This window comes from Camelimonas sp. FR25 (genome assembly GCF_059740505.1).
In genome coordinates, this window is the sequence record NZ_JCAWFG010000078.1 from 173,876 (window position 1) to 185,691 (window position 11,816).

Sequence of the window (11,816 nt, forward strand, 5' to 3'; positions counted from 1 at the left end):
CGCCTTTCGCGCAAAATTGTTAGGGAACATCCCGGCTATCCCACCCGCGGGTTTGCCGCTGTTTATGGTCTCGGTACAGATCCATGATCGCCGCCGCAGTTTCTTCAATCGATCGCCGCGTCACGTCAATGACAGGCCAACGCTGCCGCGCGCAGATGCGGCGCGTCTCGGTGATCTCGGCTGCGACGGCTTCCTGATCGACATAGGCTGATGCGTCCGAGGCATTCAGGCTCAACAGCCTGTTCTGGCGGATCTGGACAATGCGCTCCGCGCTGGCCACCAGTCCGACCACCAATGGTCCCCGCACTGTGGTGAGGTTTTCCGGCAAGGTCGCGCCGGCGACGAACGGCACATTGGCCGTCTTCACGCCGCGATTGGCCAGATAGATGCTGGTTGGCGTCTTGGAGGTCCTGCTGACGCCAAACAGGATGACATCGGCTTCCGCAAGCCCCCCCACCATCTGACCATCGTCGTGCATCATGGTGTAGTTCATGGCGTCGATGCGCTTGAAATAGTCAGCGTTCAACGAATGCTGCGCCCCAGGCCGGCCACGGGACGAAGCCCCCAGATAGGCTTCGAACATATGCATTACCGGCGAGAGCACCGACAGGCAGGGCGAACCGCTCTCCATGCACACCCGCTCCACTTCGATCGCCAGTTCGGGATCAACCAGAGTGTAAAGCACCATGCCCGGCGCGGCCTGAATGCCGCTGATGGCGCGATCCAGTTGGGCTCTTGAGCGAACCAGCGGATAGACATGTTCGATTGCCGACAGGCCCTCATACTGGGCTCCAGCGGCCCGTGCGACTGCAATGAGCGTCTCGCCGGTGGAATCGGAAACGAGGTGCAGATGAAAATAACTGCGCTGCATATGCCACGACCTCCGGTCAGTAACCGGGCGGGGGCAACCCGCCGCGCTTCAAACGGCGCCTCAGCCTAACGCGGTCGGGGCCCGGGGGGAATCCATGTGGAGCCGTGTGGACGGAGGGCCGGTTTCGGGCATCCCGCCGGAAGCCGTTGTCCTGACTCACACATTCGCATCAACACCCGCGCACATGTGGGATGAATCTGGCTGGTGGTCGCCACTTCGTTAACAACTCGTTAACACCCGACCGCCTCATTCGTTAACGAACCCTTAATTTCCCGACGTTTACGAGGCATTAACCATCTGGCGCCCTGGCCCCGTTTTGCGGGCCCGTGATGGGGATGCTATGTGGATCATCTTGGTCGACGGGTCTTCCCACGCCTAACAAGATAAAAAGATTCAAGATTCAGGATTCTCTCTTTTTAAGGATTGCCTGTGCGCACTCACTCCGACGCATCGCTCTTCATGCAGGCCCTGTCAGGCGAGGTCACGTCACGCACGCCGCTCTGGATGATGCGTCAGGCCGGGCGCTATCTGCCGGAATACCGCGCAACCCGTGCGCAGGCCGGAAGCTTCCTCGATCTGTGCTATAATCCTGAACTGGCGACGGAAGTGACGCTGCAACCAATTCGGCGGTTCGGCTTCGATGCAGCGATCCTGTTCAGTGACATTCTGGTCATTCCACATGCCCTGGGTCAGAACGTGTGGTTCGCCGAGGGCGAGGGCCCGCGGCTCGATCCGGTGACACATATGGACCAATTGGCGATGCTAAAACGTCCGGACGATCTCTCGCGCCTTGATCCGGTGCTTGAGACGGTCGCCAGGGTGCGAAAGTCTCTTCGGGAGACCACGGGTGGCCAGACAGCCCTGATAGGCTTCTGTGGCGCTCCCTGGACAGTTGCGAGCTATATGGTGGCAGGAAAGGGTACACCTGACCAGGCGCCTGTCCGGCTGCTCGCCTATCAGGATCCGGATTTCTTGCAGGCCATGATTGATCTGCTCGTCGCGGCCTCAATCAACTATTTGGTGGCGCAGGTAAGGGCGGGGGCCCAGGCCATCCAGATTTTCGAGAGCTTCGGCGCGGCCTTGCCGCCGGCGTTGTTCAGCCGTTGGAGCCTGGAGCCAATCAGTCGCATCGTCAGCGGCGTTAAGGCTGTCGCTCCGGAAGTCAAAATAATTGTTTTCGCAAGAGGCGTAGGTCCGCGGCTCAAGCAGGTCGCTGCGCTTGACGGCGTTGACTGTGTCGGCCTCGACTGGGGCGTGGATGTGGCTTGGGCAGCAGAGGAAATCCAGCCGCACAAAACCGTGCAAGGAAATCTCGACCCGCTCGCATTGATGGCTGGTGGCGATGCTCTCGTGCAGGGCGTGGACGCCATCAGGCGCAGGCTTGGGCAACGCCCGTATGTGTTTAACCTTGGCCATGGAATCCAGCCCACGACGCCTGTGATTCATGTCGAGAAACTGGTGCAACTTGTCCGACAGGCATGAGTGGTTATGCTCTATCTCTGGATCAAGACCTTTCACATCGTCGCCGTGATTTCCTGGATGGCCGGACTGTTGTACCTGCCACGGCTTTTTGTATACCACGCTGAGGCGAGAAAGGGTGGTGAGTCCGCCCGGACGTTTGAAGTTATGGAACGCAAGCTGCTACGTGGGATCATGAACCCTGCGGCCGCCACCTCTGTTCTGGCTGGCGCCTGGCTTGCGTGGGATGCCGAACTATGGCGCGATCCATGGTTCCACGCGAAGGTGGCGCTCGTCTTGGGGCTACTCGCTATCCATATGTTCCTTGCACGGCAAAGAAAGCTGTTTGCAGCCGACCGCAACGTGCTGTCGAGCCGTGCCTATCGGGTGATCAATGAGGTTCCAGCGGTCCTCATGCTCGGGATAGTGGCGCTGGTCGTGATTAAGCCCTGGATGTGAGCAGCGCCTCTTGAAATGTGAGCCTGGTTTCGTTAAGCGTTAACTCCCTCCAGGCCGCCAGCTATAGGCAAGACCTACCCTCAAGCGTCGACGGCTCCAGTTACGGTCCCACTAGGCTGATCAATCCGGTCATCCTGACTGCGCAGATTGCGACCACGTCGCATGCCCGGACCTATCCCCCATCCCTTGCTCCCCTCGGGAGCCCGAATTGATGAGAGTTCCCCCATGCGGGAGATCAAACTTCAGGACCTGAAGTCGAAGACGCCAACCGAATTGCTCGCGTCGGCCGAAGAACTGCAGGTGGAAAACGCGTCCATCATGCGCAAACAGGAGCTGATGTTCGCTATCCTGAAGCAGCTGGCGGCGCAGGAAACGGACATTATCGGCGAGGGCGTTGTTGAGCTGTTACAGGATGGGTTTGGCTTCCTGAGGTCGCCGGATTCGAATTATCTGCCAGGTCCTGATGATATCTACATCTCACCATCGCAAATTCGCCGCTTTGGTTTGCGGACTGGTGACACGGTTGAGGGCCCGATTCGCGGGCCAAAGGAGGGTGAAAGGTATTTCGCGCTCCTCAAGGTAAACACCATCAATTTCGAGGATCCGGAGAAAATCCGGCACAAGGTGCACTTTGACAATCTGACGCCGCTCTATCCTTCAGAGAGGCTGAAGCTTGAGATCGAGGATCCCACGCGCAAGGACTTTTCCGCGCGTATTATCGATGTGGTGGCGCCAATCGGCAAAGGTCAGCGCGGCCTGATCGTTGCGCCGCCACGCACCGGTAAGACCGTTTTGTTGCAAAACGTTGCCCAGGCGATCACTACGAATCATCCTGAATGCTACCTGATCGTGTTGCTTATTGATGAGCGGCCCGAGGAGGTGACGGACATGCAGCGGTCTGTAAACGGCGAGGTCATTTCCTCGACGTTTGACGAGCCGGCCGCTCGTCATGTCCAGGTTGCTGAGATGGTGATCGAGAAGGCAAAGCGCCTTGTCGAGCATGGTCGCGACGTCGTCATTTTGCTCGACTCGATTACCCGTCTCGGACGGGCCTATAACACTGTCGTGCCTTCGTCGGGCAAAGTGCTAACCGGCGGCGTTGATGCAAACGCACTTCAGCGTCCAAAACGGTTCTTTGGCGCCGCACGCAATATTGAAGAGGGCGGTTCGCTCACCATCATCGCGACGGCTTTGATTGACACCGGTAGCCGCATGGACGAGGTGATCTTTGAGGAATTCAAGGGCACCGGTAACTCGGAAATCATCCTCGACCGTAAGGTTTCCGACAAGCGCGTCTTCCCGGCGATCGACATCACCCGCTCTGGCACACGTAAAGAGGAGCTTCTGGTTCCAGCTGACGTTCTCAAAAAGATGTACGTGCTGCGGCGGATTCTCAATCCGATGGGGACGGTCGATGCGATTGAGTTCCTCCTGGACAAGCTGCGGCAAACCAAATCGAATGCTGACTTCTTCGATTCAATGAACACCTAAGCCAGCCGCGCTGATTCACGTGAAACATGATGCCAGGCGAATGCCTGGCATTTTTATGGGCCCAATGATTCACGTGAAACATGGACCTGTAGGCGATTGACATGTCACCCAATGACACCATTTTCGCGTTGGCCACGCCCTATGGCCGCAGTGCGCTTGCAATCATAAGACTGTCCGGCCCCGCTGTTCGTCAGGTTCTGACAAGGATGGCTGGGAAAGTACCTTCGGCGCGCCTGCTGACATTGTGCAAGTTGCGTGCGCTCAATGATGATCTTCTTGATCAGGCTATGGTCGTCTTCTTCCCGGGTCCCAAGAGCGCCACTGGTGAGGATACGGCTGAGTTTCATATACATGGCAGCCTGTCTGTCATTGATGCCGTGTCGGACTGTCTTACGTCGCTGGGTGTGCGCTTAGCTGCGCCAGGCGAGTTTACCAAACGCGCTGTGCACAATGGGAAACTGGATCTCCTTCAGGCCGAGGCCCTCTCGGATCTGATTGAATCAACCACCGAACGCCAGCGTTCACAGGCTGTTTTCCAGTTGTATGGCACCAGCTCTGATCCCATTAACGATTGGCGAAACAGGCTACTCGACGCGTTGGCCTTGATAGAGGTGCTGCTCGATTTTTCAGATGAGGGTGATGTTGACGAGGGCGCCATCTGGCTTTCCGCCCGAGTTGCAGTTTTCCAAATTCACACTGAGCTGGGTCGACAGTTGGCGAGGCCCCCAGTAGGGGAGCGTATACGGGCTGGATTTCGGGTTGTGATTGGCGGTCCCCCCAACGCGGGCAAATCGACGCTGTTAAACTATCTTGCGGGACGGAACGTGGCATTGGTTACACCCTTGGCGGGAACCACGCGAGACGCTGTAGAAGTCCAGTTGGATATGCGGGGCTATAATGTCAGTCTGGTTGACACCGCTGGCATCCGATCGACAAGTGAACCCGTGGAACTGCTCGGTATCGAACGCGCACAATTAGAGTGGGCCAACGCTGACGTTCGTTTGTGGCTTGTTCCTATCGCCGAAGCATCGCCCGGTTTGCTTATGGAAGCAAAGAGCCTGCACCCCGATAGTATCCTGGTGCTCACACAAACGGACCTTGACCCCAACGCATTGAGTTCGATGGAAGGTAGTTTTGACTGTGCCATTTCCGCCCATGCTGCTACTGGTATGGAGTGCCTGGTCGACTCAATTGTTCAGCGGATTCAGGTGGGAGATAGCGAGGAGCCTGTGGTGGTGACTCGGTCGAGGCATAGGATGGCTCTCAACGGGGCTAGAGCTTGGCTCGACGATGCGACGGCGCTGTTTTCGGGCGAGTATAGGCCGGAGAATTTGGCTCTCGCTTCCGAGTGTCTTCGCGGTGCTCTGCACCAGATGGACGTCGTTGTCGGGTTAGTCCGGCCCGACGATGTACTGGATCGTATATTCTCGTCATTTTGCATCGGCAAATGATATGTTTCACGTGAAACACAGGTGAGATCAGTGAGCGCATTCGATGTCGTGGTCATTGGCGGAGGTCATGCTGGCGTTGAGGCCGCTGCGGTAGCCGCGCGCATGGGAGCTCGAACGGCGCTTGTCACGTTAAGCGCAAACAACTTGGGTGTAATGTCCTGTAACCCGGCGATTGGGGGATTGGGCAAGGGACATCTAGTCAAGGAAGTTGATGCGCTGGATGGGCTTATGGGCCTGGCTGCTGACCGGGGAGGCATTCAGTTTCGGGTGCTGAACCGGAGAAAGGGACCAGCCGTTCAAGGACCCAGAGCGCAAGCAGACCGCAAGTTGTTTGCGCAGGCCGTCCGTAGCCTGACTTCAGCTATGGGCAGCAATCTGAGCGTCATCGAGGGAGAGGCTTCACGTCTTAAGTTGTCCGACCGACGGCTTACCGGTGTGGAGCTAGTTGACGGTAGGGAACTTGTTTGCGACGCCTGCGTGATAACCACTGGCACGTTTCTCAACGGGTTGATCCATATTGGCAGTCACAAGCAACGCGCTGGCAGGATTGAAGAAGCTCCATCCGCGCTATTGGCCGAGTCTCTCAGATCACTTAACCTCTCTTTAGGCAGGCTTAAAACTGGCACACCAGCCCGCATCTATCGTGAATCCATAGATTGGGGCTCGCTAGAGATGCAGGCAGGAGACAGCTGCATCGAGCCCTTCTCAAGCCTGACCGATGCGATTACCACGCCTCAGATTGAGTGCGGAATCACACGCACTAATGATAGAACGCATCAGCTCATTCGCGACCATTTGCATCTGGCGCCGATGTACTCCGGTGATATTGTCGGACGTGGTCCCCGCTACTGCCCTTCGATTGAAGACAAGGTAGTGCGATTTGCTGATCGCTCAAGTCATCAGGTTTTTCTGGAGCCAGAGGGCCTTGATAGCCCGCTCGTGTATCCAAACGGGATATCAACGTCGCTCCCAGCTGATATCCAGCTTGAATTCATACGTACTATGGCTGGCCTGGAAAGGGCGGTTATTGAGAAGCCGGGCTATGCGGTGGAGTACGATTTCGTTGATCCGCGTTGTCTGGCTCATGACCTTTCAGTCAAGACTGTCACGGGCCTTTTCCTGGCCGGACAGATCAATGGTACGACGGGTTACGAAGAGGCTGCCGCCCAAGGAGTTGTGGCCGGGATTAACGCTGCGCGTATGGCTGGTGGGTTACCCGCGGTCTATTTCGACAGGACGCAGTCCTACATTGGCGTGCTGGTTGACGATTTGATCACAAACGGCGTGTCTGAGCCATATCGGATGTTCACATCGAGGGCAGAGTTCAGGTTGAGCCTGCGCTGTGACAACGCAGATGAGCGGCTTACCCCCATCGGTATTGAGGTTGGATGTGTGGGAGCCCGACGCGCAGCTGTCTTTCGAGACAAGCTTTCGGGTTTGGAAGACGCCCGGCGTGTCCTCTGCAATTTCACCCTGTCACCTAATCAGGCTGAGGGGTTCGGCATACGGGTGAATAGGGATGGCGTACGCAGGTCGGCATTCGAGCTGCTTGCGCGTCCGGACTGCACTTTCGAAATGATCGCGAAGGCTCACGGTGACATCGCGAGCATCCCCGACAGTCTACGCGAGCAACTTAAGACGGACGCCACATATGCTGTTTATCTCCACCGGCAGTCTTCCGAAATCGCCTCTTTTAAGCATTCGGAAGAAATGACGATACCTCAAGGCTTCAGCTATGAACTGCCCGGACTTTCTGGCGAGCTGCGCATGAAGCTGGAGGCCGTACGTCCGGCGTCTATTGGTCAGGCGAGTAGGGTGGAGGGAATTACTCCGGCGGCGCTTACACTGCTAGTGGCGATGGTTAGGAAATTTGGGCTGGGAGCGTCAGCGTGATTGTTCAGACATTGGATGATGAGGTGCGCCACCAGCTAGGAGAGATCGGAGCTGTTTCACGTGAAACTATAGATAGGCTCCAGCTGTTTGTCACAGAACTGGGGCGCTGGCAGCAGGCCAAGAATCTCGTCAGCGGCCCGACCCTTGCGAAGGTGTGGTCTAGGCACATCATCGACTCAGCGCAATTGTATCCTTTGGCTGGTGGTCGACGCCTCTGGCTAGACCTTGGTTCGGGCGGTGGACTGCCTGGCGTCGTTCTTGCCATCCTACTATCAGAGAGTGGCGGGCATATTGATTTGATAGAGGCCAATGCGCGTAAGTGCGCCTTCCTTCGACATGTTATCAGGCTTACCGGCGCAGCCGGCCATGTGCATTGCGGGCGTATCGAAGACCGCATTGGCGAATTCGCGGGTAAAGTTGACGTTGTGACCGCCCGTGCTTTGGCTCCGCTTCCGCAACTGGTAGACTGGTCAAGAGAGGTGTTGAGAAGCGGCGCTATCGCATTGTTTCCAAAGGGACAAGATGTTGTGTCTGAGTTGACCGCAGCCTCAATATCCTGGAATATCGAGCACGATTTGATTCCCAGTCGTACCGACGATTCCGGTCGCATCGTGCGGATATCGTCTATCTCCATGGCAGGATGAAATTTATGTCGCCTGATGACGTCATTCAAAGAGGACCGGACGAGGCGCTCGTTGATTTGACCAATCGGTTGCCACCCCGCGTGCTGGCTCTGGCCAATCAGAAGGGGGGCGTCGGCAAGACGACCACGGCGATTAATCTCGGCACCGCATTGGCTGCCATCGGCGAACGCGTGTTGATCGTTGATCTCGATCCGCAAGGCAACGCTTCAACGGGCCTGGGCATAGACGTTAAGTCCCGCAAGCTGTCGACCTATGATGTCCTTATGGACGGGGTCGCTTTGGGCGAGTGCGCCCAGCCCACCGCCGTGCCAGATTTATGGGTCGCGCCATCCACGCTAGACCTTCTGGGTGTTGAGCTGGGAATTGCAGCCGATCGGGACAGGGCGCTTCGATTGAAGAACGCGATCCATGGGTTGTCTGATATACAGCATGGGCGCGATTTCTCTTACGTGCTCGTCGACTGCCCTCCATCTTTCAATTTGTTGACGATAAACGCGCTAACCGCATCCGATTCCGTAGTCGTTCCGTTGCAGTGCGAGTTCTTCGCGCTGGAGGGATTAAGTCAGCTCCTGAAGACGGTTGAGCAAGTGAAAGCGGCCTTGAATCCTGGGCTCGCCATTCATGGGGTCGTGCTGACGATGTTCGACCCGCGAAATAACCTGTCCAACCAGGTCGTGGATGACGTGCGGCGGTACATGGGGCCGAAGGTCTACGATACTGTCATCCCTCGCAACGTGCGGGTTTCCGAAGCCCCTTCCCACGGCAAACCAGCTCTCCTGTACGACTTCAAGTGCGCCGGATCGCAGGCCTATCTGAAGTTGGCTTCAGAGGTTATCGCGCGTGAGCGCATGCTGCGCGCAGCGTAGACGGCAAGATTTCAACAGGGACAACTGCCATGGCTGAAGATCCACGCCCACGGCTAGGCCGCGGGTTGGCGGCGCTGATTGGCGACGTCAACGCCGATCCAGTGGTTACCGATGTTGCAGAGGTGAGGGGGCAAAGGCGCGTTGCTATCGAGTTCGTGCGCCCAAATCCCCGTAACCCGAGGCGCAATTTCGCCGAGAGCGATCTCGAAGAGCTGGCCGCGTCGATCGCCGAGCGTGGGATCATCCAGCCTGTCGTCGTGCGGCAGCTGGCTAATCTGCCTGACGCCTTCGAGATTGTGGCCGGTGAGCGGCGGTGGCGCGCCGCACAGCGCGCTGGCCTCAGTGAGGTCCCCGTCGTTGTCATTGAAGCTGACGACAAGCTTTCACTCGAGCTGGCAATCGTCGAGAACGTTCAGCGCGCGGATCTGAACCCAATCGAAGAAGCGATGGGTTATGATCAGCTTATGGGTGAGTTCAGCTACACCCAGAATGACCTCGCCAAGATTATAGGCAAGAGCAGAAGTCATGTCGCCAATACCTTGCGCCTTCTCAAACTACCGGAATCCATTCAGAAACTCGTGAATAATGGAGATCTGACCGCAGGACATGCGCGGGCCCTGTTGTCTGTCGCCAATCCGGAGGCTGTCGCACAACAGATCATTGAACAAGGGCTCAATGTCCGGGAGGCGGAGCGGATCGCGCAGAATGAGGCCGAGACCGCCAGTGAGGGGGAGAGTGAACGTTCACGAGCGCGCGCGCCGAAGGATGCGGACACGCGAGCACTCGAGAAGGCGCTGGAGGAAGTGTTGGGGGCGAAGGTTCGTATCGCCCATAAGGGAGACAATGGCGTGCTCAAGTTGACCTATTCGTCACTCGGTCAGCTCGACATGATTTGTCAGCGCCTGCGAGGCTGATCGCCTCACGCAGGTCTCACGACATCGCCTTCCGGGCACAAGAGCCGAGCGGTGCTCTGCCGCAGCTGCACAGGGTAGCGTGCTGTCTGAACTGTTCCGCCGCGGTGTGTAGCAGGCATGCCGTCATGGCCCCTGCTGGACCGAGGTGTTGTCAGGTGCGCTGGGAACGAGCAGCGGCCCGCATGGCTACACTCCACAGGGCGACCCGGCCGACCTCTGGCGCGACCAGCGCGTTTCTTCTGCTACGCGCTACAGCAGCGGTGAGCTCGCGAACAGCGGCCTGAAGCTCACTCGACGGCCAAATCCGGATCTGGCGTTCGACAGCATCCTTGCGCTTGAAGTGGACACGCGACTGGTCAAGGACGGTTTGAACCGGGACGCCATCGTCAGTTCTGCGGCGCGCCGCAATTAGCATGAGGCCGTGCCTCACCATTGCGGAGAGCAATACGCCGGCCTCGGCGCCATCAGCGAACTGACGCACCGAAAAGTCATCAAGCGCGGCCAGGCGCCCAAGAAAGACGCTGTCCACCAGACCATCCATGGCAAGGACCGATGCGTCGCCGCAGACCGCGTCAATGTCATCAATGGTTACTGTAGCCTGGCCGCGGGCATACAGCGCGAGCTTCTCTATCTCATTGCGAGTCGTCTGCCGATCGGCGCCGAGATAAGTCAGAAGATGGGCGCGGCTATCCCGATCCAGCTTTAACCCAAAATCGCCCATAATCGCGTCAGCGAGCACGGCGAGCTCTCTGGGGCTATCCGAGTAGCAGGGAATGGCTAATGCCTGCCCTGAGCGCTCGCAGAGCGTTCTAAGTGGGGCTGTTCGCGCAAGGTCACCCGCACGGATGAGCGTGAGGGAATCACGTGGCGGCGCTTCAAGCAACGGCTTGACCGCGCCTGTAATGTTCCTGCCGCCGGCCCGGACGATGATGACCCGGCGGTCGCCAAACAGCCCAATCGTATTGGCCTCGTCGGCCAGACGACCGGAATCCTGGACCAGCGCATCTCCATCGATTCGCACGACAGCGAATGGATCGGGGTGATCGCCGAGCGCCAGTCGCATCAATGCAGCTATACGTTCGTCTACGAGGCCTGCATCCGGTCCATAAACGAGCACGACCGGAGCTGTCGGGGGCCTGTTCAAAACGGTGTTGACGTCAGCTGGCTTGACCGCAACCATGATCCACCATTCAGCCGCGAAAACCGGACTCGTGGAGCCGGGCTGCAACCCGGTGGCGAACGCAAACTGTCAGCGCGCTCGCTCCCCAGCCGGATTGCCATGCGTCAGCGCCGCCCGGCGAACCAGCCAGCCATTCTTGTCTGAAGTTGTTCGGCCAGAACCTTGGAGGCTCGCAACTCTGCGTCACGCGCCGCTCGCAGATTCGAGAAACGTTGCGGCGTGCGATCATAGCCTGCTGATGCGGTGGCGGAGCCGCTGGTCAGCACCTGGCCGCCGGCGGCATCCACCAGCTTGTAAGATGCTGTCAGCCGCACGATGGCCGCAACGGCCTGGCCAGTCGCCTGATTGATGGAGGACGTCACCACGTCTTGCGACAGTGACAACTCCAGGCGGTAGGCCTTGGTCACGGGGCGTCCGCTGCCGTCGAGAGCGAAGCGCAGTTCCTGGTCGAGATAATGCGACAAACGCTCCTGGCCCGTGCGGGGGACGATCACCACGTCCACCGATGCAAGTCTCGACGCTACGTCAGCGCCAGAGGCAGATGGACCGTACATCGGTCGAAAGCACCCACCCAGGGCAAGTGTCGCGC

Annotated in this window: 11 protein-coding genes; 8 read left to right on the plus strand and 3 right to left on the minus strand. The window is 58.2% G+C overall.

All coding sequences use genetic code 11. The features are described 5' to 3' along the window. Nucleotides 1-19: 19 nt before the first annotated feature. Nucleotides 20-871, minus strand: a complete 852-nt coding sequence (locus tag AC6A67_RS10395; protein ID WP_498036476.1) for a pyruvate, water dikinase regulatory protein — start codon at nt 869-871, stop codon at nt 20-22. A gap of 459 nt (nt 872-1,330) precedes the next feature. On the opposite strand from AC6A67_RS10395, the gene hemE reads away from it, so the two are divergent. The 8 genes from hemE to AC6A67_RS10435 all read left to right on the plus strand — a co-directional run bounded on the left by hemE (nt 1,331) and on the right by AC6A67_RS10435 (nt 10,047). Further along, entirely contained in the window at nt 1,331-2,353 is a 1,023-nt protein-coding gene (gene hemE / locus AC6A67_RS10400; protein WP_498036512.1) for a uroporphyrinogen decarboxylase, read from the plus strand. 6 nt (nt 2,354-2,359) lie between these two features. Continuing rightward, on the plus strand, nt 2,360-2,788 hold the full coding sequence (gene hemJ, locus AC6A67_RS10405; RefSeq protein ID WP_498036477.1) for a protoporphyrinogen oxidase HemJ: 429 nt from the start codon (nt 2,360-2,362) through the stop codon (nt 2,786-2,788). 225 nt (nt 2,789-3,013) lie between these two features. Next, entirely contained in the window at nt 3,014-4,279 is a 1,266-nt protein-coding gene (gene rho / locus AC6A67_RS10410) for a transcription termination factor Rho (RefSeq protein WP_498036478.1), read from the plus strand. Nucleotides 4,280-4,380: 101 nt separating this feature from the next. Continuing rightward, nucleotides 4,381-5,730 carry a tRNA uridine-5-carboxymethylaminomethyl(34) synthesis GTPase MnmE gene (mnmE, locus tag AC6A67_RS10415; protein ID WP_498036479.1) on the plus strand — a complete coding sequence of 450 codons (1,350 nt, stop codon included), beginning with the start codon at nt 4,381-4,383 and terminating at the stop codon, nt 5,728-5,730. Nucleotides 5,731-5,760: 30 nt separating this feature from the next. Further along, nucleotides 5,761-7,623, plus strand: coding sequence for a tRNA uridine-5-carboxymethylaminomethyl(34) synthesis enzyme MnmG (mnmG, locus tag AC6A67_RS10420; RefSeq protein ID WP_498036480.1), 1,863 nt, complete (start codon nt 5,761-5,763; stop codon nt 7,621-7,623). Next, nucleotides 7,620-8,267 carry a 16S rRNA (guanine(527)-N(7))-methyltransferase RsmG gene (rsmG, locus tag AC6A67_RS10425; RefSeq protein WP_498036481.1) on the plus strand — a complete coding sequence of 216 codons (648 nt, stop codon included), beginning with the start codon at nt 7,620-7,622 and terminating at the stop codon, nt 8,265-8,267. The genes mnmG and rsmG overlap by 4 nt, the downstream gene beginning before the upstream one ends. Before the next feature lie 5 nt (nt 8,268-8,272). Next, on the plus strand, nt 8,273-9,133 hold the full coding sequence (locus AC6A67_RS10430) for a ParA family protein (RefSeq protein WP_498036482.1): 861 nt from the start codon (nt 8,273-8,275) through the stop codon (nt 9,131-9,133). Between the two features lie 29 nt (nt 9,134-9,162). Continuing rightward, complete coding sequence (locus AC6A67_RS10435) at nt 9,163-10,047, plus strand: ParB/RepB/Spo0J family partition protein (protein WP_498036483.1); 885 nt, start codon at nt 9,163-9,165, stop codon at nt 10,045-10,047. Nucleotides 10,048-10,198: 151 nt separating this feature from the next. Here AC6A67_RS10435 and holA read toward each other — a convergent pair whose 3' ends face one another. Both holA and lptE read right to left on the minus strand, forming a co-directional pair. Further along, on the minus strand, nt 10,199-11,227 hold the full coding sequence (holA, locus tag AC6A67_RS10440) for a DNA polymerase III subunit delta (RefSeq protein WP_498036484.1): 1,029 nt from the start codon (nt 11,225-11,227) through the stop codon (nt 10,199-10,201). Nucleotides 11,228-11,331: 104 nt separating this feature from the next. Next, nucleotides 11,332-11,781: an LPS assembly lipoprotein LptE gene (gene lptE, locus AC6A67_RS10445; RefSeq protein ID WP_498036485.1), complete on the minus strand. Its 450-nt coding sequence runs from the start codon at nt 11,779-11,781 to the stop codon at nt 11,332-11,334. Nucleotides 11,782-11,816 lie beyond the last annotated feature (35 nt).